21 protein-coding genes, 1 rRNA gene and 1 riboswitch are annotated in these 22,840 nt (G+C 37.9%); of the genes, 17 read left to right on the plus strand and 5 right to left on the minus strand.

Annotated features, from left to right (window positions below; all coding sequences use genetic code 11):
• The first annotated feature begins 122 nt into the window (after positions 1-122).
• Positions 123-238 (plus strand): 5S ribosomal RNA (gene rrf / locus EC501_RS12105).
• A 612-nt stretch (positions 239-850) separates the two neighbouring features.
• Positions 851-1,945, plus strand: a complete 1,095-nt coding sequence (locus tag EC501_RS12110; RefSeq protein ID WP_122972564.1) for a mechanosensitive ion channel family protein — start codon at positions 851-853, stop codon at positions 1,943-1,945.
• 49 nt (positions 1,946-1,994) lie between these two features.
• Here EC501_RS12110 and EC501_RS18540 read toward each other — a convergent pair whose 3' ends face one another.
• From EC501_RS18540 to EC501_RS12135, 4 genes are all read right to left on the minus strand, one after another.
• Positions 1,995-2,519, minus strand: coding sequence for a PepSY domain-containing protein (locus EC501_RS18540; protein WP_241559334.1), 525 nt, complete (start codon positions 2,517-2,519; stop codon positions 1,995-1,997).
• Between the two features lie 104 nt (positions 2,520-2,623).
• Positions 2,624-3,376 carry a PepSY domain-containing protein gene (locus EC501_RS12125; protein ID WP_122972565.1) on the minus strand — a complete coding sequence of 251 codons (753 nt, stop codon included), beginning with the start codon at positions 3,374-3,376 and terminating at the stop codon, positions 2,624-2,626.
• Positions 3,373-4,740, minus strand: a complete 1,368-nt coding sequence (locus EC501_RS12130; RefSeq protein WP_122972566.1) for a sensor histidine kinase — start codon at positions 4,738-4,740, stop codon at positions 3,373-3,375. The genes EC501_RS12125 and EC501_RS12130 overlap by 4 nt, the downstream gene beginning before the upstream one ends.
• Positions 4,730-5,443 (minus strand): response regulator transcription factor, encoded by a 714-nt coding sequence (locus EC501_RS12135; RefSeq protein ID WP_122972567.1) that lies wholly within the window; start codon positions 5,441-5,443, stop codon positions 4,730-4,732. Before EC501_RS12135 ends, EC501_RS12130 begins: the two co-directional genes overlap by 11 nt.
• A 215-nt stretch (positions 5,444-5,658) precedes the next feature.
• Between EC501_RS12135 and EC501_RS12140 the strand changes: the two genes are divergently transcribed.
• The 13 genes from EC501_RS12140 to purD all read left to right on the plus strand — a co-directional run bounded on the left by EC501_RS12140 (position 5,659) and on the right by purD (position 19,191).
• Entirely contained in the window at positions 5,659-5,847 is a 189-nt protein-coding gene (locus EC501_RS12140) for an NETI motif-containing protein (protein ID WP_122972568.1), read from the plus strand.
• A gap of 173 nt (positions 5,848-6,020) precedes the next feature.
• Positions 6,021-6,120, plus strand: a riboswitch (purine riboswitch).
• A 195-nt stretch (positions 6,121-6,315) separates the two neighbouring features.
• A complete protein-coding gene (gene purE / locus EC501_RS12145) occupies positions 6,316-6,804 on the plus strand; it encodes a 5-(carboxyamino)imidazole ribonucleotide mutase (RefSeq protein WP_122972569.1) in 489 nt (162 codons plus the stop codon).
• On the plus strand, positions 6,801-7,925 hold the full coding sequence (gene purK, locus EC501_RS12150; RefSeq protein WP_122972570.1) for a 5-(carboxyamino)imidazole ribonucleotide synthase: 1,125 nt from the start codon (positions 6,801-6,803) through the stop codon (positions 7,923-7,925). The genes purE and purK overlap by 4 nt, the downstream gene beginning before the upstream one ends.
• Before the next feature lie 14 nt (positions 7,926-7,939).
• Positions 7,940-9,235 carry an adenylosuccinate lyase gene (purB, locus tag EC501_RS12155; protein WP_122972571.1) on the plus strand — a complete coding sequence of 432 codons (1,296 nt, stop codon included), beginning with the start codon at positions 7,940-7,942 and terminating at the stop codon, positions 9,233-9,235.
• A 95-nt stretch (positions 9,236-9,330) separates the two neighbouring features.
• Positions 9,331-10,041: a phosphoribosylaminoimidazolesuccinocarboxamide synthase gene (gene purC, locus EC501_RS12160; protein WP_122972572.1), complete on the plus strand. Its 711-nt coding sequence runs from the start codon at positions 9,331-9,333 to the stop codon at positions 10,039-10,041.
• 2 nt (positions 10,042-10,043) lie between these two features.
• A complete protein-coding gene (gene purS, locus EC501_RS12165) occupies positions 10,044-10,292 on the plus strand; it encodes a phosphoribosylformylglycinamidine synthase subunit PurS (RefSeq protein WP_122972573.1) in 249 nt (82 codons plus the stop codon).
• 2 nt (positions 10,293-10,294) lie between these two features.
• Positions 10,295-10,975 carry a phosphoribosylformylglycinamidine synthase subunit PurQ gene (gene purQ / locus EC501_RS12170; protein WP_122972574.1) on the plus strand — a complete coding sequence of 227 codons (681 nt, stop codon included), beginning with the start codon at positions 10,295-10,297 and terminating at the stop codon, positions 10,973-10,975.
• The gene (gene purL / locus EC501_RS12175) at positions 10,965-13,193 is read left to right on the plus strand and encodes a phosphoribosylformylglycinamidine synthase subunit PurL (RefSeq protein WP_122972575.1); all 2,229 of its coding nucleotides are present in this window, start codon (positions 10,965-10,967) and stop codon (positions 13,191-13,193) included. The genes purQ and purL overlap by 11 nt, the downstream gene beginning before the upstream one ends.
• Positions 13,169-14,596: an amidophosphoribosyltransferase gene (gene purF / locus EC501_RS12180; protein ID WP_122972576.1), complete on the plus strand. Its 1,428-nt coding sequence runs from the start codon at positions 13,169-13,171 to the stop codon at positions 14,594-14,596. The genes purL and purF overlap by 25 nt, the downstream gene beginning before the upstream one ends.
• Positions 14,597-14,610: 14 nt before the next feature.
• Positions 14,611-15,666 (plus strand): phosphoribosylformylglycinamidine cyclo-ligase, encoded by a 1,056-nt coding sequence (purM, locus tag EC501_RS12185; RefSeq protein ID WP_122972577.1) that lies wholly within the window; start codon positions 14,611-14,613, stop codon positions 15,664-15,666.
• Positions 15,666-16,232 (plus strand): phosphoribosylglycinamide formyltransferase, encoded by a 567-nt coding sequence (purN, locus tag EC501_RS12190; protein WP_122972578.1) that lies wholly within the window; start codon positions 15,666-15,668, stop codon positions 16,230-16,232. The genes purM and purN overlap by 1 nt, the downstream gene beginning before the upstream one ends.
• A 77-nt stretch (positions 16,233-16,309) precedes the next feature.
• Positions 16,310-17,836 carry a bifunctional phosphoribosylaminoimidazolecarboxamide formyltransferase/IMP cyclohydrolase gene (gene purH, locus EC501_RS12195; RefSeq protein ID WP_122972579.1) on the plus strand — a complete coding sequence of 509 codons (1,527 nt, stop codon included), beginning with the start codon at positions 16,310-16,312 and terminating at the stop codon, positions 17,834-17,836.
• Positions 17,837-17,934: 98 nt separating this feature from the next.
• On the plus strand, positions 17,935-19,191 hold the full coding sequence (gene purD / locus EC501_RS12200) for a phosphoribosylamine--glycine ligase (protein WP_122972580.1): 1,257 nt from the start codon (positions 17,935-17,937) through the stop codon (positions 19,189-19,191).
• Between the two features lie 63 nt (positions 19,192-19,254).
• On the opposite strand, the gene EC501_RS12205 is transcribed toward purD, so the two are convergent.
• On the minus strand, positions 19,255-19,827 hold the full coding sequence (locus EC501_RS12205; protein ID WP_122972581.1) for a DUF2892 domain-containing protein: 573 nt from the start codon (positions 19,825-19,827) through the stop codon (positions 19,255-19,257).
• 199 nt (positions 19,828-20,026) lie between these two features.
• Between EC501_RS12205 and EC501_RS12210 the strand changes: the two genes are divergently transcribed.
• Positions 20,027-21,757 (plus strand): adenine deaminase C-terminal domain-containing protein, encoded by a 1,731-nt coding sequence (locus EC501_RS12210; protein WP_122972582.1) that lies wholly within the window; start codon positions 20,027-20,029, stop codon positions 21,755-21,757.
• 16 nt (positions 21,758-21,773) lie between these two features.
• The gene (locus EC501_RS12215; RefSeq protein WP_122972583.1) at positions 21,774-22,823 is read left to right on the plus strand and encodes a DUF3048 domain-containing protein; all 1,050 of its coding nucleotides are present in this window, start codon (positions 21,774-21,776) and stop codon (positions 22,821-22,823) included.
• The last annotated feature ends 17 nt before the right edge of the window (positions 22,824-22,840 follow it).

Below are 22,840 nucleotides of genomic sequence, written 5' to 3' on the forward strand. Positions count from 1 at the left end.
CGAGGTGGAAGTGTGGTGACACATGGAGCTGACGAATACTAATCGATCGAGGACTTAACCAAATCTTGAATGCATTCAATGTCTTTATCCAGTTTTGAGAGAACAAGCTCTCAACTAAATAGTCTAGTGATGATGGCAAAGAGGTCACACCCGTTCCCATACCGAACACGGAAGTTAAGCTCTTTAGCGCCGATGGTAGTTGGGGGCTTCCCCCTGTGAGAGTAGGACGTTGCTAGGCAATTAAAGACCACTGAAATTCAATGGTCTTTTTTTATATCCAAAAAGCCCCCAACATACAAAAGCCGAAGGCTTTAATCGGCAACGATCAAAAATGCAGAAGGAAAAACTCGAGAAGTGGGAGGACCGAGGAAAACAAGGAATCAAGGAAGCCCGAAGCGCAGTGTACTTAGTACATGAGCATCGGACTGACGCAGATGACGCAGTTTTCCGATGTGTCATCGCGCTTCGCAGAAAGCGTCGATGGTAGTTGAGGGGTGCCCCTGTGAGAGTAGGACGTTGCTAGGCAATTAAAGACCACTGAAATTCAGTGGTCTTTTTTATATCCAAAAAGCCCCCAACATACAAAAGCCGAAGGCTTGGTCGGCACGTTTAAGAATAAAACAAAAATACAAAATGAAAAACTTGAGAAGTGGGAGGACCGAGGAAAACAAGAATCAAGGAGGCCCGAAGCGCAGGTGTGACTCGTTACATGAGCAATTAAATGAGCTTTACATAAGGCGCAAAATTGTACACATTCGCTGGATTTGATATGATTATAAAAGTTTTAAAAAAGGAATTTCATATTCTTATTGAAGGGAATAGAAGATTTTTTAGATAGGGGTAAAAGAATATGATTGATTCAATTCGTTGGATATATACGAATATGATTGATCCAAAGTTGACCGATATAGTAAGTGCTTTAGTATTGATAGTAATTGGATGGTTGCTGCAACATTATTTATTAAAATATATGATTCAAAAAATAGTTCGATTTTTTGAGAAAAAGTCGAAATTAATGACTGCTAGAATTATCGAGCATTTTAGTAGAGAGATTCGACATGCGATTTTTACGTTAATCGTCTTTTTTTCATTGTCCATTATTATGGAAAGTTCTTTATTTTCCAGTCCTTCTATGCGCAACTTATTGTATTCATTAATGGTGTTTTATTTCTTTAAAGGAGTTTATGATGTTTTAGCGTATTATGCAAATCATCCCGAGTCCTTTCATCTTGATGTAAGTAAATCCACAAAATTAACACCTTTTACATTACGTATAGTGAATGCTTTTATTGCAATTATAGCGATCGTATTAATCGCTTCATTATGGAATTTTAATTTGAATGGATTTTTAACAGGAATAGGGCTTACCAGTGTTGCTTTAGCTTTTGGTGTGCGTGATACATCCTCCCATATTTTTGGAGGATTGTCGATGACGCTGGATAAGCCTTTTCAAGTAGGAGATTATATTTCAACAGAAGATAGTAAAATTGAAGGTGTTATTCAAGATATCAACCTTCGATCTACATTAATTGCAACAGCAGATAAAGGAATTGTTTACGTCCCAAATGCTTATTTAATGAATAAACCGATTTATAATTTAACAAAGCGTGAGAAACGGAAAATTCAAACCTATTATTATTTATCGACGAAACATACAGAAGAGGAAATTAGGAACATTTGTAATGAGGTGAACAAGCAAATTATTTTACATCCCCAAACATCAAAGGATGATTTAATACTTGTTTATATTGATGAGTTCCATGCAGATTATTATCGAATGTTAGTTAGTTATTATATTCCTTCTAATGATATACATGAAAGATACGAAGTACAGCAGGATATTTTATTTGTAATTAAACAGGTGATGGATGATGCCGCCATTATCCTAGTTGACCAAGATTCGATTAAAATAAACGATTCCGAACGAGATTTAATTTCAAATTAAAAAAGGAAGTAAAAACATTGCTGTTTTTACTTCCTTTTTCTTTATATGCTTAGTCATCATATCGGTCGTCGTCATCATCGTCATCGTAACGATCATCTAAATCGTCGTCATAGCGGTCATCTAAATCATCATAATCATCATCATATCGGTTGTCGTCGTAAACATTGTTATTTTGTTTTGGAGCTTTTGTCGATGCATTTACATTTGTGTTTTTCGCAGAATTTGTTGTGTTTGTATTTGTGTTTGTGTTTGTTTGAGTGTTTTGAATAGTATCGTCATAATCAAGTCTTTCTTTTGTTTTCTTTAATAATTCACCGGAAAATGCATCAAGTTTTAAATCATATTCTGCATCATCTGTAATCACTTCAACTTCGTAATAGCTTCTTGTAACACCTGTTTCGAATTCGATATCACGGATTGTTCCTTTCACTTCGGCTAAAGCCTTTTTCTCAACTTCACTTGTTGTTAATTTTTCAGCGTTGGCAGAACCGGTAATGTTTCCTCCTGTTACAGCAATAATGCCACCAATGCCCATAACCCCTAGTAATACAGGTACTAAAATCACTTTTTTCATGTCATATCTCTCCTCACTGATTTTGATACCTTTATATTACTGGAGGAAAATGATAAGAAAGGGAGAATAAGATTAGAAATTGATTAGAAAATAAGAAAGAATGTCTAATCTTCGTCATCACTTTCATCGCCTGAGTCGTCATCGTCGTCATCATCTAAATCATCGTCACGTTGAGTTACGGAAAGTATTTTTCCGGAGACAGCGTGTATTTGAAATGTTTCTTCTTCATTATTCCCGTCGATTTCTACTAAATAATAACCTCCATCGTTTGATTCTTCATAGGCAATATATTCTACCGTACCGTTTAATTGGGAGAGGGCAATTTGTTTTGCTTCATCACTCGTAATCACTACAGAAGTATCGGATTGGGCATTTTGCTCTTTTACATTTTCTGAAATAATAGCGCCAGTTATAGCGTTAACAACTAGAGTTTTTAATCGCTCTTGTTCTGTTACTTCAACAATATATTGAGGATTTTCGTCATTATTTTGGAACGTAATGGATTGAATCGTTCCGTTATTTTGGGAATTTAAAAGGGTACGTATCTCTTCTTTTGTTTTTACCGTCTTGTTTAAATTAGACTCTGTTTTATTCAAACTTAAAATATTTCCAGTTTCCGCATCGATTTGTAACTCATATGTTTCATTGTTTTTTTCAAAGGCCATATAAAAAATATCGTCTTTTTCATCAAAAGACTCTACAGAACCACCGTATAAAGTTTCAATTTTTTTAGTAGCTTCATCGACAGTTAGTTCATCTGGACTGGAAAAGCGATCTTGAATAATCCACACGACAAATACGGTAACGGCTAACATTAATACAACTAAAGAAATCATCCATTTCGTATAATTTGTCATCGGTTATCCTCCTCGCTTAAATCGTTTTGTATAGGGATAAGTAATGTAAAGGAAGAACCTACTCCTAATTCGCTTTCGACTTTTATTTCAATCTGTAGACGTTCGGATAATTCCTTTGCAATGGCTAAACCAAGTCCTGTACCACCAGTTTTACGATTTCGATCTTTATTTACTCGATAAAATCGATCAAATAGATGGGGAAGTTGATCCTTTGGAATACCTTCTCCAAAATCTTGAATTGTAATGGAAATAGAATGCCCAAGTTTTGCTGATGTTACGATGATTTTATCATCACTATATTTTCTTGCATTATCCAATAATATATATAAAAGCTGCTTTAGCTTCTGTTCATCAGTATAAGCATAAAGCCGTGATTCTCTTTTCAACTCAAAGGGTCTATTATAGGCATGCTGCATTTGGGATAAAGTATTTTCAAGCAATTGGGCAATATCTACTTTATGGATAGTAAGGGAAGTACGCTCTTTATTTTTAGCTAATTCAAGCATCTGTACAATCAAATCATTCATGCGCGATGATTCGTTAACGATAGCTTCCAATGCCTCTGTTGCAACCTTTTCGTTTGTAAATCCACGTCGTAGTAAAAGCTTCGCATAACTTTCAATGACAGTAAGGGGAGTTTTAAGTTCATGGGAAGCGTTAGATACAAATTGTTCTTGCTTACGATAGTTTGTTTCAAGTGCCTCCATCATGCCATTAAACGTTCGACCAATTTCTGCAAGTTCATCTTTTCCTACATCCACCTTGTCGATTTTTTCATAAGTTTTAGAAGTGGCATTTTTCTTCATTGTTTCACTTAAACGTTCTAATGGTTTTAAAATAATTCGACTAAGCCCCATATTGGATAATAGAAGGGGGATGGCTACAAGAGCTGTTACGGCAATTAAAATAAGCTTTAAAAGATTTAAGTTTTTGGCAACATCATCTAACCGTTGTATGAGCTGAAGGGTTACAATGCTGCCATCATTCCAAATAGCTGGAGTTTCCAGCATAATAATAGGAAGTCCATCTATTTCACTCATGGCATAATCCTCGTTTTTACCTACTTCGAATTGAATAGGTTCAAAGGAAAGGGCTTCAACCGAGAAAATTTCATTCCCCGTTTCATTTAACACATGAACTGCTCCATTGGTTGGCATATATGCCCGTAACACAATACTCGGATCTGTCACATCGGATAAATTATTAAAGGCAGTCAGAAGCTCCTCACTATCGGATTTTAGTTGTTTATATTCCGTATTAATCGCTAGTTGCTCATAAAGTAAATAAACACCACTGTTCATGACGATCAATAAAACTAACATGAGTAAAGTTGTATATAGATGAATTTTCGTTCTAAGTTTCATGAGGAGACTCCTTTAAAACGTATCCAACACCACGTACCGTCTGGATAATAGGAGTTGGATTAGAAGAATCCAGTTTTTGTCGTACGTATCGAATATAAACATCTACTACATTTGTATCACCGTAATAATCAAATCCCCATACAGCCTCTAAAATTTGCTCCCTTGTTAAAACTTGTTTTGGATGTTTCAGTAAAAATAACAATAAGTCGTATTCCTTTGGTGTTAAATCAATCGTTTTTTCAAAATAAACAACTTCCCGAGTTTGTTCGTGGATCGATAAGTGGCCATAGTTTAAAAGGTGTTCGTCTTTCTTCTCAGCTACTATTTCCTCCCTTTGTTTAGAGAAACGTATCGTATTTCGAATACGTGCTAACAATTCATCGATTTCAAACGGTTTTGTTACATAATCGTTTGCTCCTAGGTCTAAACCTTTTACCTTATCTTCCACTTCGCTTTTAGCAGTTAATAAAATGACAGGGGTTGTTTGTTCGGTTGCACGAATTCTTTTTAACACATCTAAACCATGCATCTCTGGCAACATTAAATCTAATAATACTAAATCAAACTGTCCTTCCCGGTACTTAATAAGCCCAGATGTACCTGTATGTGCCACGTCCGTTTCATAACCTTCAAATTCTAGTTCCAGTTGTAGGACGCGAGCAATGTTTTCTTCATCTTCAATGATTAAAATTTTATGCTTCATCTAATCAACTCACTTTTTCGCTTACTTATATAATTGATAATACAGAACTTTAATTAGAAATTAATGAGAAAACTTTTTGATTTTAAAAATTTTTAAGGATGGAACAAAAATGGGTAAATTATATATAAATTTACGTAACCTTATTAGATTGTCCTTTAAAAAATGAAATGTTTGTTAAAATAAATAGAACAATGAACAGTTGAAAGGAATTATGTATGAGTAAAAAACAAATATGGTTTGAAGTAAATGAAAATGAAACAATCGAACAATGTCTTGAACGAATGAAAAAAGAAGGCTATATGCCAATGGGGCGTAAGGAAGAACCGGTTTTTCATATAGTGGATGGAGAACCAACATATTTACGGCAAAAAATTAAATTTAAAGGAATTTTAATGGGCGATTGAAAAATAATTTGACCAAAACACGAACATTATTGTTTTCTGAAAATTTATCGTTCGCATTTTTTCGTTGATTTTCTGTTTATACCTTGTTAAAATGATGTTAGGAAATAAACATCTTACCTTCCAAATGTGAGTTGTTTAACCTTTAGTGGTTATTTTACACTAAAGTGAAATGGATTATTAAATAAGACCTCCCACATATATGCTAGAGAATATGGCTCTAGTGTCTCTACCCGGCACCGTAAATGTCGGACTATGCGGGAAAGCAAACTTTTGGCGTTTAGAAAGGTGTGGGTACAGATAATGTCCGCTACATTTTCTTTCAAATTAATGTCCTCAAGTATTCTGCTTTCTTTGCATTAGAGAAAGTGGATTATTTGAGGACTTTTTTATCGTTTAATAGAAAAGATTGAGAGAATGAAAGCATCATATTGAAGTTACATAAAGCGAAAGATTGAAGGAGAGAAATAAATGAATCCAAAAATCGGTGTCATTATGGGAAGTTCCAGTGACTGGGAAACGATGAAACATGCATGTGAAATTCTTGATGAATTACAAGTGCCCTACGAAAAACAAGTCGTATCGGCACATCGTACGCCAGACCTTATGTTTGAATATGCAGAGAATGCTCGTGCAAGAGGTATTCAAGTCATTATCGCAGGGGCAGGTGGTGCAGCACACTTACCAGGAATGGTTGCTGCTAAATCGACTTTACCTGTTATCGGTGTACCAGTTCAGTCAAGAGCATTAAATGGATTGGATTCATTATTGTCAATTGTACAAATGCCTGGTGGAGTTCCCGTAGCAACGGTAGCAATTGGAAAAGCGGGAGCTATAAACGCAGGTTTACTAGCAGCTCAAATTTTATCGATTACCGATCGTGAATTAGCCAATAAGCTAGATGACCGTCGAGAATCCATTAAACAGCAAGTGTTGGAAAGTACAGGTGATCTACTATGACAAAGATTATTTATCCTGGCCAAACGATTGGAATTATTGGGGGAGGTCAATTAGGTCGCATGATGGCACTTTCTGCTAAGGAAGCGGGCTATAAAATTGCTGTACTGGAACCGTCGATTGATTCTCCTTGTGGGCAAATTGCCGATGTGCGAATTGTAGCACCCTATGATGACGAAGCGGCATTAGAAGAATTAGCTGAAGTCAGTGATGTTATTACTTACGAATTTGAAAATATAGACTATGAAGGTTTAAAGAGATTAACAGAAATCGCTTATGTACCTCAAGGAGCAGAATTAGTCCGCATTACTCAAAATCGCATTACAGAAAAATCGGCGATAGTAGAAGCGGGTTGTCCAGTAGCTCCATATATTGTAGCAAATCAGTATGAAGAATTATTAGAGCAAATCGACAAAATTGGCTACCCATGTATTGTGAAAACGGCACGTGGTGGATATGATGGTAAAGGTCAACAACAATTAAATTCAAAAGAGGACTTGCCATTAGCTGAAAAGTTATTTGAACATTCCCCATGTGTAGCGGAAAGTTTTGTCCCTTTTGAAAAAGAGATATCTGTCATTGTCCAACGTAACGGTTATGGGGAGAACTATTGTCTTCCTGTAGGAGAAAACATTCACGTGCATCACATTTTACATGAAACGATTGTACCTGCACGGATTTCTAATGAAACTTATGACAAAGCCATAGAGGCAGCGAAGAAAATTGCAAATTATTTACAGCTTGTTGGAACATTAGCCGTTGAAATGTTCGTCTTAGAAAATGGTGACATTATGATGAATGAATTAGCACCTAGACCACATAACTCGGGCCACTATTCCATTGAAGCTTGTAACATTTCTCAATTTGGACAACATATTCGTGCCGTTTGCGGATGGCCTCTTCGCAAACCGAAACTTATGTCGCCTGCAATTATGGTGAATGTATTAGGTCAACATGTTGTGCCGTTAAGTAATTCCATTTCAAAACATTCTGATTGGTCAATCCATCTTTATGGGAAAACTGAAGCAAAAGTGAATCGTAAAATGGGACATGTGACAATACTGACCGATAAAATTGACGAAACACTTTATCAAATCGAGAATTCTGGCATTTGGTCGGAATAAAAGGAGAAGAAACAATGATTGAACGTTATACTCGCCCCGAAATGGGCGCAATTTGGACAGAAGAAAATAAATTCAAAGCTTGGTTAGAAGTTGAAATTTTAGCATGTGAGGCTTGGGCTGAACTTGGTGAAATTCCAAAGGAAGACGTAGCATTACTTCGCCAAAATGCTTCCTTTGACATTAACCGTATTTATGAAATTGAACAAGAAACACGCCACGATGTAGTAGCCTTTACTCGTGCCGTTTCGGAAACGTTAGGTGAAGAACGGAAATGGGTTCACTACGGTTTAACATCAACAGACGTAGTAGATACAGCACTTTCTTATTTAATTAAACAAGCGAACACAATTTTACGTAAAGATATCATCAACTTCATTGATATTTTGACTGAAAAAGCAAAAGAACATAAATATACAGTTATGATGGGGCGTACTCACGGTGTTCATGCAGAACCAACTACATTTGGGTTAAAACTTGCTTTATGGCGTGAAGAAATGAACCGTAACTTAGAACGTTTTGATGCAGCTGCTAAAGTTATTGAAACAGGTAAAATTTCAGGTGCTGTTGGAACGTATGCAAACATCGATCCATTTGTTGAACAATATGTTTGTGAAAAATTAGGTCTAGCTGCTGCACCAATTTCAACTCAAACGTTACAACGTGACCGCCATGCACAATATTTCTCAACGTTAGCTTTAATTGCTACTTCTATCGAGAAATTTGCTACGGAAATCCGTGGTCTGCAAAAATCAGAAACGCGTGAAGTGGAAGAAGCTTTTGCAAAAGGGCAAAAAGGTTCATCAGCAATGCCACATAAACGTAACCCAATCGGTTCTGAAAATATGACAGGGATCGCTCGTTTAATCCGTGGATATATGTTAACTGCCTATGAAAATGTTTCTTTATGGCATGAACGTGATATTTCCCATTCATCTGCAGAACGCGTCATCCTACCAGATGCGACAATCGGTTTAAACTACATGTTAAACCGTTTCGGAAATATCGTGAAAAACTTAACGGTATTCCCTGAAAATATGAAACGTAATATGGACCGCACTTTCGGTTTAATTTACTCACAACGTATTTTACTTGCTTTAATCGATAAAGGGTTAGTACGTGAAGAAGCATATGACACAGTACAACCATTAACTGCTCGTGCTTGGGACGAACAAATTCAGTTCCGTCCGTTAGTAGAAGCAAACGAGAAAATTTCTTCACTTTTAACAAAAGAAGAAATTGATGATTGCTTCGACTATAACTACCACATTAAAAATGTTGATATGATTTTTGAACGTCTTGGATTAAATTAATTTATTTTTCTACTTGAGAAATTGAATCAAATGACATTCCCTCTCTCGCTTTGTTTGATGAGAGGGAAATGTCAAAATAATTGGAGGCACGGGTCATGAATAAAGGTCAGCTTTTGTATGAAGGAAAGGCAAAACGTTTATATCAAACTGAACAAGAAGACATTTTGTTCGTTGAATATAAAAACAGTGCTACTGCATTTAACGGTGAAAAAAAAGCAGAGATAGATGGGAAAGGGATTCTAAATAACCGCATTACCACATTAATTTTCGAAAGATTAAAAGAATACGGAATTGACTCTCACTTTATCGAACGTATTTCAGACAATGAACAATTAGTACGGAAAGTGGACATTATTCCAATCGAAGTAGTCGTTCGTAATATTGCTGCTGGTAGTTTAGCGAAAAGACTTGGTGTTGAAGAAGGGACTCCTTTAAAACGGACAATCGTCGAATTTTACTATAAAGACGATGCCCTTGGTGATCCGATTATCAATAACGACCATATTGATATTTTAGGGATTGCTACGAAAGAGGAAGTAGAAACTTTATACGAACTAGGTTTGAAGGTTAATGGTATTCTTCAACCAATCTTTGAAGATGTCGGTGTTATTTTAGTAGACTTTAAGCTTGAATTTGGCCGTGATAAAGAAGGCAATGTTTTATTGGCAGATGAAATTTCACCAGACACTTGCCGGTTATGGGATGCAGAAACAAAACAAAAGCTAGATAAAGACGTATTCCGTCGTGACTTAGGTAGTTTAATAGAAGTATATGAAATCATTCTTTCGAGACTTGGAGGCAAATAGAAATGAAGAAAGTTAAAATTTACATTACATTACGCGAAAGTGTACTAGATCCACAAGGTTCAGCAGTCCAAGGTTCATTAGCGAAAATGGGATATAACGAAGTGCAAGACGTTCGTATTGGCAAATACTTAGAAGTTGTAATTGATGATACTGAACGTGACCTTGATACTCTTGTCAAAGAAATGTGTGAAAAGCTGCTTGCAAACACAGTGATTGAAGATTACCGCTATGAAGTCGAGGAGGCTAACTAATCATGAAATTCGCAGTACTCGTTTTTCCTGGGTCGAACTGTGACATCGATATGTACCATGCTATTAAGGATGAGCTTGGTGAAGAAGTGGAATACGTTTGGCATGATGCTACAGATTTAAGCGAATTTGATGGCATTTTAGTTCCGGGTGGTTTCTCTTACGGGGATTATTTACGTTGTGGCGCAATGGCGAACCAATCGAACGTAATGGCAGAAGTAAAAAGATGCGCAGAAGCAGGAAAACCAGTTTTAGGTGTATGTAATGGATTTCAAATTTTAACGGAAGCCGGTTTACTTCCAGGTGCTTTACTTCGAAATAAAAACTTAAAATTTATGTGCCGAACAATTCAATTAAAAGTAGAAAACAACAATACATTATTTACGAGTCAATATGAAGCGGGAGAAGTTATTCATATTCCGATAGCTCATGGAGAAGGTAACTATTTCTGTGACGAAGAAACATTAGCCCAATTAAAGGCAAATAATCAAATCGTCTTTACTTATGCGGGGGACAATCCAAACGGAAGTATGGAAGATATTGCAGGAATTGTGAATGAGCGCGGTAACGTACTTGGTATGATGCCTCACCCAGAACGTGCGGTCGATGCATTACTTGGCAGTAACGACGGTCTAAAACTATTTAAATCTATTGTCAAACAGTGGAGGGAATCACATGTCAGCTAGTTTCGAACCTAATCAAGAGCAAATTAAAGAGCAAAAGCTATATGCCGGAATGGGTATGTCAGATGAAGAATATGACATGGTATGTGACATTCTAGGTCGCCTTCCAAACTGGACTGAAACAGGATTATTTTCAGTTATGTGGTCTGAACACTGTTCGTATAAAAACTCAAAACCAGTGTTACGTAAGTTCCCGACAAAGGGTCCTCAAGTATTACAAGGACCTGGTGAAGGGGCAGGGATTGTTGACATTGGCGATGAACAAGCAGTCGTTTTCAAAATGGAATCCCACAACCACCCTTCTGCTATTGAGCCATACCAAGGAGCAGCTACTGGTGTAGGGGGGATTATCCGTGACGTATTCTCCATGGGTGCCCGTCCAATTGCGATGTTGAATTCATTACGCTTTGGTGAATTACAATCAGAGCGCGGTAAATATTTATTTGAAGAAGTCGTTGCAGGAATAGCTGGGTACGGTAACTGTATCGGTATTCCGACAGTAGGGGGAGAAATTCAATTTGATCCTTGCTATGAAGGGAACCCATTAGTCAATGCCATGTGTGTCGGTTTAATTGACCATAAAGATATTCAACGAGGTATTGCTGCTGGAGTAGGAAATACCGTGATGTATGTAGGGGCAAAAACAGGTCGAGACGGAATTCATGGTGCAACATTCGCTTCCGAAGAACTGTCAGAAGCTTCTGAAGAAAAACGCCCTGCAGTTCAAGTAGGGGATCCATTCATGGAAAAACTTCTTCTTGAAGCGTGCTTAGAAGTGGTTAAGTCCGATGCTCTAGTCGGAATTCAAGATATGGGAGCAGCTGGTCTAACTTCATCTTCAGCGGAAATGGCTTCAAAGGCGGGTTCAGGAGTTGAAATGAACTTAGATTTAGTTCCTCAGCGTGAAACAGGGATGACTGCTTATGAAATGATGTTATCAGAATCTCAAGAACGTATGTTAATTGTCGTGAAAAAGGGACGAGAAGATGAAATTAAAGCAATTTTCGATAAATATGGTTTAGATGCTGTTGCCATCGGTCGTGTTACAGACGATAAAATGCTTCGTTTACTTCATAAAGGGGAAGTCGTTGCAGAAGTTCCTGCCGATGCATTGGCAGAGGATGCACCGGTTTATTATAAACCGTCTAAAGAACCGGCATACTTTGCTGAATTCCAAGCAATCGAAAATAGTGAACCAGAAGTAGCAGATTTTAAAGAAACATTAAAATCATTATTAAAAGCACCAACTATTGCTTCGAAAGAATGGGTTTATGATCAATACGATTACCAAGTACGTACAAACACTGTCGTAGCACCTGGTTCAGATGCAGCAGTATTGCGAGTACGTGGTACAAATAAAGGTCTTGCGATGACGACAGATTGTAATTCCCGCTACATTTATTTAGATCCGGAAACGGGTGGGAAAATTGCCGTTGCAGAAGCGGCTCGTAACATCGTTGCATCAGGTGGTAAACCGCTTGCGATTACAGACTGTTTAAACTTCGGTAACCCAGAAAAACCAGAGATTTTCTGGCAAATCGAAAAATCAGCAGATGGAATTGCAGCAGCATGTGAAGTGCTCAATTCACCTGTTATTGGCGGAAACGTTTCTTTATATAATGAACGTTCAGGTGAAGCCGTTTATCCGACACCAACAATCGGTATGGTTGGTTTAGTAGAAGATTTGGCCCACGTTACGACACAACAAGTGAAGGAAGCTGGAGATGTCATTTACGTAGTAGGCGAAACAACTACAGAGTTTGGCGGATCAGAATTGCAAAAGCTTGTTTATGGAAAAATCTTCGGGAAAGCGCCACAGATTGATTTACATGTGGAAGCAAATCGCCAAGAAGCAATTTTATCAGCTATTCGAGAAGGGCTTGTACAATCTGCCCATGACGTTTCTGAAGGTGGTTTAGCGGTTGCTTTAGTGGAAAAAACATTTGCTTCTAACAAACTAGGTGTCTATGTAACGCTAGAAGGTTCTGCAGTAACTGCTTTATTTAGCGAATCCCAATCTCGCTTTGTTGTAACAGTGAAAGAAGATAAGGCAGCAGCCTTTGAATCAATGATTCCTGATGCAAAGAAAATCGGTATTGTAACGGACGATGGAAAAATAACGATTAATGGTGATACGGGTATTCTTGTAGAAGGTGCAGTGGAGGAATTCCGTTCTGCTTGGAAAGGAGCAATCCCATGCTTGGTGAAATCAGAGGCTTAAATGAAGAGTGCGGCGTATTTGGTATTTGGGGACATCCGGAATCAGCCCAATTAAGCTATTATGGTCTTCATGCTCTTCAACACCGTGGTCAAGAAGGAGCTGGTATCGTTGTAACTGACGGTCAGCAACTTCGGGCGGTAAAAGGTGAAGGACTTGTAAACGATGTATTTAACGAAGAAAAACTAAAAAGTGCAAAAGGAAATGCGGCTATTAGTCATGTTCGTTATACGACGGCTGGTGGTGGCGGAATTGAAAACGTTCAACCTTTATTATTCCGCTCTTCTACAGGTACATTAGCGATAGCTCATAACGGGAATTTAGTAAATGCCAATCATTTAAAACAACATTTAGAACGATCCGGAAGCATTTTTCATTCCACTTCTGATACAGAAGTAGTTGTCCATTTAATTAAGAAAAGTAAAAAACCTGGTTTCCGTGCGCAAGTAAAAGAAGCCCTGTCCTTATTAAAGGGTGCCTTTTCGTTCTTAATCATTACGAAGGATAGTATGATGGTTGCCCGTGATTGCAATGGCTTACGTCCTTTGTCCCTTGGAAAATTAGGAGATGCGTATGTAGTCGCTTCAGAAACTTGCGCCTTTGACTTAATTGGGGCGGAGTATATTCGGGAAGTGGAGCCAGGGGAACTTTTAATCATTTCCGATAAAGGAATTGAAGAAGATCGTTTTGTTGAAGCTGAAAAACGGGCAATGTGTGCGATGGAATATGTATACTTCGCACGTCCAGATTCTAACATAGATCAAATTAATATCCATATGGCTCGTAAACGGATGGGAAAACAACTGGCGAAAGAATGTTTTGGAATTGAAGCAGACGTCGTAACGGGTGTACCAGATTCGTCTATTTCAGCAGCAATCGGCTTTGCTGAAGAAAGCGGTATTCCTTATGAACTAGGGTTAATTAAAAATCGCTATACCGGCCGTACGTTTATTCAACCGACTCAGGAGCTCCGTGAGCGCGGAGTGAAAATGAAGCTTTCTCCAGTCGTTCAAGTAGTAAAGGGAAAACGGGTCATTATGGTGGATGATTCCATCGTTCGTGGTACAACTTCCCGTCGTATTGTCAACATGTTAAAAGAAGCAGGTGCAACTGAAGTGCATGTTGTCATTTCATCACCACCGATGAAAAACCCTTGTTTCTATGGTATAGATACGTCTACAAGTGAAGAGTTAATTGCTTCAAGTAAAAATGTCGAAGAAATACGGGATGCCATTGGTGCAGATTCCTTAACATTCCTTTCTGTAGAAGGACTTGTGGAAGCTACATCCAGACCTTTTGATGATCCAAATCGTGGACTTTGCATGGCTTGCTTTACCGGTGAATATCCAACCGAAATTTTCCCAGATACAGTTTTACCCCATGAAAAGGAACTACAACATAGTTAAGGAGGATTTAACTCATGTCTAAAGCATATGAACAAGCAGGCGTTAATATAGAAGCTGGTTACGAAGCGGTCAAACGTATGAAGTCACACGTTGAACGCACAAATCGTTTAGGTGTAATGGGTACGTTTGGAGGCTTCGGAGGCATGTTTGACTTGTCCTCCCTAAACTTAAAAGAACCGGTTTTAATTTCAGGAACTGATGGTGTTGGGACAAAATTAAAACTTGCATTTATGGTCGATAAACACGATACGATTGGTGTAGACTGTGTAGCGATGTGTGTAAATGATATTGTAGCACAAGGTGCAGAACCCCTTTATTTCTTAGATTATGTTGCGGTTGGAAAGGCAGATCCGAAGAAAATTGAACAAATCGTAAAGGGTGTTGCTGACGGGTGTGTACAAGCTGGTAGCGCCTTAATAGGTGGAGAAACGGCCGAAATGCCGGGGCTTTACGATGAAGATGAGTATGATTTAGCAGGCTTTGCAGTAGGTGCAGTAGAAAAGGCGAAGGTTGTAACGGGTGAAAACATTGTAGAAGGTGACGTGTTAATCGGTCTTGCTTCAAGTGGTGTTCATTCAAATGGATACTCATTAGTTCGCAAAATCCTATTTGAGGATAATGGATACGAGGTACATGAAGTCGTAAAAGGATACGAAGAGCTAGGACCAATCGGTGGGGCCCTTCTTGTACCAACGAAAATTTACGCAAAACCTGTGCTAGACATGTTAAAACGAGTAAATGTTCATGGAATGGCCCACGTTACTGGTGGAGGTTTTTATGAAAACTTACCTCGTATGATGCCAGAAGGTTTAGCAACGGAGATTAATTTAGGCTCTTGGCCAATTCTTCCTATTTTTGAATTTTTAAAGGATAAAGGAGCTTTAGCTGATAAAGATTTATATAACGTCTTTAATATGGGGATAGGTTACGTGCTTTCAGTACCTGCCGAAGAAGCTCAAAAGGTAATAGCGATTGCTGAAGAACATGGGGAAAAGGCTTATCAAATTGGTCGTGTTGTAAAAGGTGAAGGCGTCCACTTTAACGGCGAGCATGATGGGAGTTTAATATAATGACGACGAAAATTGCGGTGTTTGCCTCAGGAAGTGGGAGCAATTTCCAAGCGATTCAAGAGGCGATTCTCCGAGGGGAATTAAATGCTCAAATAAAGCTTGTTGTAACGGATAAGCCTGACGCATTTGTCTTAGAAAGGGCACAAAACTTTCAAATCCCTACCTTTGCATTTCAAGCAAAAAACTATGAATCAAAGGCTCATTATGAACGAGAGATTATAAAACAACTTCGAGATAAAGAGGTAGAATGGATTGTCCTTGCGGGTTATATGCGTATAATTGGCCAAACATTACTAGCTGCCTTTCCAAAAAGGATTGTCAATATTCACCCGTCTTTATTACCATCCTTTCCAGGTAAAGATGCCATTGGACAGGCAATGGAGCATGGCGTCAAAATTACCGGTGTAACGGTTCACTTTGTTGATGAAGGAATGGATACAGGCCCGATTCTTAGTCAAGCTGCCGTAGAAGTAGTTGAAGGAGATCGAGAAGCAACAGAAAAACGAATCCATGAGCTGGAACATGAGCTATATACGAGCACTTTAAAAAAGCTATTTGAAAATTAATTTTGAATAAGAGGGTACCACCTTGTTGGATTCCCGATTATTTTACATATTTGTTATAAAAATTGGAGGTCTTTTTCGTGACGAAACGTGCACTTATAAGTGTTTCTAATAAAGATGGTATTTTAGAGTTTGCAAAGGAATTAGTAGCATTAGATTATGAAATTTTATCAACAGGCGGTACGAAAAAAATGTTACAAGAAAATGGTGTTCCTGTAACAGCAGTTGATGAAGTTACAAAGTTCCCAGAAATTCTAGATGGTCGTGTAAAAACATTAAACCCAATGATTCATGGTGGACTTTTAGGAAAGTTTGACGATCCTTCCCACCAAGCCCAAATGAATGAACATGGGATTGAACCAATTGAAATTGTTTGCGTTAATCTTTATCCCTTCGTTGAGACAATTTCAAAGGCCGATGTAACATGGGATGATGCGATTGAAAATATCGATATCGGCGGTCCAACAATGTTACGTTCTGCTGCAAAAAACCATCAATATGTAACGGTTATTGTCGATTCCAATGATTATCCGAAAGTTCTGGAACAATTAAAAAATCAAGGGTCGACAACGATTGAAACACGCCGTGAACTAGCTGCAAAAGTATTCCGTCATACAGCGGCCTACGATTCTTACATATCGAACTACTTAACGGAAGAATTATTCCCAGAAAACTTAACCATTACTTATGAATTAAAACAAACGTTACGTTATGGAGAAAACCCACATCAAAAAGCGGCATTTTACCAAAAACGTCTAGGATCTGATTTCTCATTAGCATATGCTACTCAATTACATGGAAAAGAATTATCTTATAACAACATTCAAGATGGAAATGCAGCGCTTCAAATCGTGAAGGAATTCGATATTCCAGCAGCGGTAGCCGTTAAGCATATGAATCCATGTGGTGTAGGAACAGGTACAACAATTGAAGAAGCCTTTGATAAAGCGTACGAGGCAGATCCAACTTCAATTTTTGGAGGAATTATTGCTTTAAATCGCGAAGTAGATGAAGCAACCGCTGAAAAACTAAGCGGTATTTTCTTAGAAATCATTATTGCTCCTTCATTTACGGAAAAGGCATTAGAAATTTTAACGAAAAAGAAAAACATCCGTTTAATGGCAATCAACTTCGCTCAAGAGAAGCAAGATCCATTTAAAGTAGTTTCCGTAGAAGGTGGCTTATTAGTTCAAGAAGATGATGCCTATGGATTAAATGATGCAAATATCCAAGTTGTAACTGATCGCAAACCGACGGAACAAGAATGGGAAGCATTAAAACTTGGTTGGTCCGTTGTAAAACACGTGAAATCGAATGCGATCGTTGTAACGGACGCACAAATGACTTTAGGTGTTGGAGCGGGGCAAATGAATCGTGTTGGTTCTGCTAAAATTGCATTAGAACAAGCTGGTAATAAAGCGAAGGGAGCTGCATTAGCTTCAGATGCTTTCTTCCCAATGAGTGATACAGTAGAGGCAGCAGCGGCAGCTGGTATTACAGCGATTATTCAACCAGGCGGCTCCATCAAAGACCAAGATTCAATCGATAAAGCGAATGAGTATGGTATCGCGATGGTATTTACAGGTATTCGTCATTTTAAACATTAATTATGAATACAGTATGAAATGGCAAAACGCTCGTCATGAGGCGAGCGTTTCCTTTGGAGGATACATTGGACATCGAGTAAATAAGGAGGCTATCTCACATGAATATTCTTGTGGTCGGTAGTGGCGGGCGTGAACATGCTATAGTGAAAAAATTTAATCATTCCCCTTCAGTCAATAGAGTGTTTGTTGCGCCAGGGAATGACGGAATGAGACAAGATGCGGAAGTAGTACCGATTGATGCAATGGATTTTGCTGGTCTTGCCCAATTTGCAAAGGACAATGCGGTTGACCTTACCTTTGTTGGTCCCGAACAGCCATTGGCAGCAGGTATTGTCGACTTTTTCCAATTACGTGGGTTAACGATTTTTGGCCCTACGAAGGCGGCTGCTCAAATAGAAGGTAGTAAGTCTTATGCGAAGACATTAATGAAAAAGTACAACATTCCAACGGCAGCTTATGAAACGTTTACGGATGCAGAAAAGGCTGTTGAATATGTTAAACAACAAGGTGCACCAATAGTTGTCAAAGCGGACGGATTAGCAGCTGGTAAAGGTGTAATCGTCGCAATGACAGAACAAGAAGCATGCGATGCCATTTACGATATGATTGGGAACCAACGTTTCGGCGATTCTTCTTCACGGGTTGTGATTGAAGAATTTTTGGACGGAGAAGAGTTTTCCTTCATGTCATTTGTTCATAAAGGACAAATTTATCCAATGGTTATTGCCCAAGATCATAAACGAGCTTACGACGGTGATAAAGGACCAAATACAGGAGGAATGGGTGCGTATTCCCCAGTCCCTCAAATTCCGCAAGAGTATGTGAGACGTGCCTATATTGAAATTGTAGAAGCAACTGTAAAGGCGATGGAGGAAGAGGGTGTTTCCTTTACGGGTATTTTATATGCAGGATTAATATTAACAAACGAAGGACCAAAAGTGATTGAATTTAATGCTCGATTTGGTGATCCCGAAACACAAGTTGTACTTCCACGAATGACTTCAGATTTTGGATTATTTATGAAGGCATTAATGGAAGAACAATATTTTGATTTACAATGGTCAGATGATGCGATGTTAGGTGTTGTAATTGCTGCAGAAGGCTATCCAGGAGATGTGGAGAAGGGCAATCCTCTTCCGGATTTAGCTGATTTGACTGAGAAGTTTGATATTTACCATGCAGGGACGAAATTAGTGGATAGTCACTTTGTAGGTAATGGTGGCCGTGTCCTACTCGTTGCTGCAAAGGCAAATACTTTAAAAGAAGCACAAGAAAAAGTGTATGCAAGTATTAACGAACAACAGTGGGGGAAATTTTTCTACCGTAAAGATATCGGTTGGAGAACATTCCAATAATGAACAATGGCAAGAATCGAATCTCTTCGACTTCTTGCCATTCTTTTTTAAGAAAAATGAATTTTAACTAGGGTTAATTGCTGACTTTTTACTTTTTGTAGAATTGTTTGAACCAGATTGATTACTGTTTTGATTATTACTTTGATTATTGTTTTGATTAGATTGATTTCCCGACACCGTATCCGCCACTGTTTTTGCTACTTGAGATGCTGTATTGGCCATTGTTCCGCTTGGAGCAACATTCGAGACGGTTTGAGCTACTTGTGAAGCAGCATTTGCAAAATTTTGCATTGTGGAAGAACCAGAACTTGATGATTGGGATGTACTATTAGAGGAGTTACCTGTACCCCATCGGCTCTCATAGGATTGATTAAATTGCTGCATAATGCTATCGCCATCTAAATATTCATCAAAAGTCGTTGAAACGGCATTTTTTACGTTTGAATTAATGAATGCCTTTGTGGGACAATATAGAAAAATCCCTTCTGCCACTTTCATAGCACCAGCAGCAACGAACAGTGCCCCTAAACCACGATTTCCAGATTCTTTTGCCAGGTGGGCGATACCGCAAGCTGTTAAACCTGTACCAAGGGCTAAACGGACAAATCCACTTCTTTCAGAAATGTTTTCTTCCATGTAAAGTTCCACTCCTTTTATTAGAATATAATTCCAAATAAAACACTTTAATATAAAAAAGTGCTGTGATACGATAAAACCATTAAATTCCTTGCAACTCAAATAAATATTTGAACAATTTTTGAGCAAAGTTAGTATGTGCGTATAAATAGCGAATAAACAAAATAAATATTATAAGAAATAGAAGGGAGTGTTACAAATGCCAAAGTCTACATGGAAAATAGATGAAATAAGAAAACAAGTAGCTGTCATTGACGGAAACAAAGCGCCAACAATCGTTTTAAAAAATGCACGTTATTTACATAGTGTATTCAAACAATGGTTAGTAGGAAATATTTGGATTTTAGCTGATCGTATTGTTTATGTAGGTAAGGAAATGCCTTCTAATTTGGATAATACAGAGGTAATGGATTTAGAAGGGAAAGTGGTTGTTCCGGGTTATATTGAACCCCATGTACATCCATTCCAATTATATAATCCACACTCCTTTGCAAATTTTTCTGCACAAAGTGGAACAACAACTTTTATCGCAGATAATATGAACTTTGTTTTTTCACTCCCAAATCAGAAAGCGTTTTCATTGTTGAACCAGCTGAAAAAGTTACCTTTTTCTTTCTATTGGTGGGTTCGATTTGATTCCCAAACGGAACTCGACAATGAAGATGAATTATTTACGAATAAATCTGTATTAGAATGGCTTGAACGAGATGATGTTATTCTCGGTGGAGAATTAACAGGATGGCCCCGATTAGTGCGCGGTGATGATTTAATGCTGCATTGGATTCAAGTAGCAAAAAATAAAGGGAAAAAAGTTGAGGGGCATTTTCCTGGTGCCTCTGAGAAAACAATCGCTCGCATGAAGTTATTTGGTGCAGATGGTGACCATGAAGCGATGACAGTTGAAGAAGTAGAACGAAGAATTCTTCATGGATTAGATGTTACTTTAAGACATTCTTCGATTCGACCAGACTTACCCCAATTACTTAAAGGGATTATGGAGAAAAAATTGAATGTTTTTGACCATTTAATGATGACAACAGATGGTTCTACACCGAGTTTCCATATTGATGGCGTAATGGATAAATGTATACGGATCGCCCTTGAAGAAGGGGTATCCCCAATAGATGCTTATAATATGGCTTCTTATAACATTGCACGATATTATAATATGACCCATCTTCATGGTCTTGTGGCAACAGGACGTTTTGCTACATTAAATATTTTAACCGATCCATTTAGTCCAAACCCAGAGTCTGTATTATCAAAAGGTGTTTGGTTAAAGAAAAATCATCAAAAAGTAAATTCCCTTTCAGAAATTCAATGGGATGGATTAGGACCATTAAATCTATCCTTTGATTTAACCGATGACGATTTCCAATTTTCAATGCCGATTGGAATTGAAATGGTTAACGATGTCATTACTAAACCATATTCTATTAGTTTACAATTTACTAAAAAGGAACTCCCCCTTGGAAAAGATGAAAGTTATTTAATGTTAGTAGACCGTCAAGGAAAATGGCGTGTTAACACAATGATTAAAGGATTTGATACTGGTATAAAAGGGTTTGCATCCTCCTACTCAAATACAGGTGAAATTATTTTAATAGGAAAAAGCATAGAAGATATGAAAGTAGCATTTAATGAATTAAAGAGATTAAAAGGTGGAATGGTGCTAGTTGAAAATAAAGAAGTTATCGTTTCGATTCCCCTTGCCTTAAATGGAACTCTCTTTGACGGTGATGTAGAAGAATTAATTCAATATGAGTTAGCTTTAAAATCCGCTTTACAAGAAAGAGGCTATCGTCATAGTGATGCAGTCTATACATTACTATTTTTACAAGCTACACATTTACCATATATTCGTATCACTCCACGAGGTATATATGATGTCATGAAAAAGAAAGTGATGTTGCCCGCTGTGATGCGTTAAAGGGGGAGAAAAATTTTTGTTTCGATGGAGAAGACTGTGCTTTTTATTAATTATTTCAATTCTATTAGTTGGATGCGGTAAGAAAGATGAAAAGAATGAATCAGTAGAATCTATCGAAGAAGAAAAAGAAACGATACCTGTATCAGAAAACGTAGAACAATCCTTTGTTACACCGTTTACTGGTGAAAAAGTACAAGAAGAAGTGTCAATGCGACCGGTCGTTGTGACGATTAACAATCATCCAAAAGCAAGGCCTCAATCGGGTATTGCCTCTGCTGATGTCATTTATGAAATGTTAGCAGAAGGAGATATTACAAGATTACTAGCCTTGTATCAATCTGAGCTACCTAATAATATTGGACCGATTCGCAGTGCAAGGGATTATTTTGTTGAAATTGCAGCCGGATTAGATGCATTTTATATTGCCCACGGCTATAGTCCAGAAGCGCGAACATTACTTGAAAATGGAGTCGTTGATAATGTTAATGGAATGGCGTATGATGGGACGTTGTTTAAACGGTCGAAGGATCGAGTTGCACCCCATAACTCCTATATGCCAGGTGAAAATATACAGGCTGCAGCAGATAAAGTGAGCGCTTCACTTCTTTATCAGAAAAAAGTATCGTATTCTTTTTATAAAGAAGATGAAAGTGTTAAAATAGGAGAGAAAGCAAATTCCGTGTCGGTTACTTATAGTAGCGACAATTCGTTTAATAGCCTTTATACTTATGATGAAAAAAGTAATCGTTATACACGGCAATCGGGAGACGCTGTGACAACAGATTATTTAACAAATGAGCCGTTGAAACTTTCCAATGTTTTAATTTTTGAAATGAAACATTCCATTATTGATAATAAAGGACGCCGTGCAATTGATATCAATTCTGGTGGTAAGGCTTATGTGTTCCAACATGGAATGATGAGGGAAGTCCGTTGGGAAAACAAGGATGGTGTACTGAAAGCAGTAGAAGAAGATGGTAGTGAAGTGAAATTAGTTCCTGGACAAACGTGGATTCATCTTGTTCCAACAGATCCAGGCATTGCAACATCTGTAACATACTCGTAGCAATAGAAAGGATGAAT

Source organism: Lysinibacillus halotolerans (genome assembly GCF_003711845.1).
Lineage (GTDB): Bacteria > Bacillota > Bacilli > Bacillales_A > Planococcaceae > Ureibacillus > Ureibacillus halotolerans.

What these genes read in the sequence shown, in the direction of transcription:
- EC501_RS12110 (WP_122972564.1), top strand. Translation starts at nt 851, where the DNA reads ATGATTGATTCAATTCGTTGGATATATACGAATATGATTGATCCAAAG.
- EC501_RS18540 (WP_241559334.1), bottom strand. Translation starts at nt 2,519, where the DNA reads ATGAAAAAAGTGATTTTAGTACCTGTATTACTAGGGGTTATGGGCATT.
- EC501_RS12125 (WP_122972565.1), bottom strand. Translation starts at nt 3,376, where the DNA reads ATGACAAATTATACGAAATGGATGATTTCTTTAGTTGTATTAATGTTA.
- EC501_RS12130 (WP_122972566.1), bottom strand. Translation starts at nt 4,740, where the DNA reads ATGAAACTTAGAACGAAAATTCATCTATATACAACTTTACTCATGTTA.
- EC501_RS12135 (WP_122972567.1), bottom strand. Translation starts at nt 5,443, where the DNA reads ATGAAGCATAAAATTTTAATCATTGAAGATGAAGAAAACATTGCTCGC.
- EC501_RS12140 (WP_122972568.1), top strand. Translation starts at nt 5,659, where the DNA reads ATGAGTAAAAAACAAATATGGTTTGAAGTAAATGAAAATGAAACAATC.
- purE (WP_122972569.1), top strand. Translation starts at nt 6,316, where the DNA reads ATGAATCCAAAAATCGGTGTCATTATGGGAAGTTCCAGTGACTGGGAA.
- purK (WP_122972570.1), top strand. Translation starts at nt 6,801, where the DNA reads ATGACAAAGATTATTTATCCTGGCCAAACGATTGGAATTATTGGGGGA.
- purB (WP_122972571.1), top strand. Translation starts at nt 7,940, where the DNA reads ATGATTGAACGTTATACTCGCCCCGAAATGGGCGCAATTTGGACAGAA.
- purC (WP_122972572.1), top strand. Translation starts at nt 9,331, where the DNA reads ATGAATAAAGGTCAGCTTTTGTATGAAGGAAAGGCAAAACGTTTATAT.
- purS (WP_122972573.1), top strand. Translation starts at nt 10,044, where the DNA reads ATGAAGAAAGTTAAAATTTACATTACATTACGCGAAAGTGTACTAGAT.
- purQ (WP_122972574.1), top strand. Translation starts at nt 10,295, where the DNA reads ATGAAATTCGCAGTACTCGTTTTTCCTGGGTCGAACTGTGACATCGAT.
- purL (WP_122972575.1), top strand. Translation starts at nt 10,965, where the DNA reads ATGTCAGCTAGTTTCGAACCTAATCAAGAGCAAATTAAAGAGCAAAAG.
- purF (WP_122972576.1), top strand. Translation starts at nt 13,169, where the DNA reads ATGCTTGGTGAAATCAGAGGCTTAAATGAAGAGTGCGGCGTATTTGGT.
- purM (WP_122972577.1), top strand. Translation starts at nt 14,611, where the DNA reads ATGTCTAAAGCATATGAACAAGCAGGCGTTAATATAGAAGCTGGTTAC.
- purN (WP_122972578.1), top strand. Translation starts at nt 15,666, where the DNA reads ATGACGACGAAAATTGCGGTGTTTGCCTCAGGAAGTGGGAGCAATTTC.
- purD (WP_122972580.1), top strand. Translation starts at nt 17,935, where the DNA reads ATGAATATTCTTGTGGTCGGTAGTGGCGGGCGTGAACATGCTATAGTG.
- EC501_RS12205 (WP_122972581.1), bottom strand. Translation starts at nt 19,827, where the DNA reads ATGGAAGAAAACATTTCTGAAAGAAGTGGATTTGTCCGTTTAGCCCTT.
- EC501_RS12210 (WP_122972582.1), top strand. Translation starts at nt 20,027, where the DNA reads ATGCCAAAGTCTACATGGAAAATAGATGAAATAAGAAAACAAGTAGCT.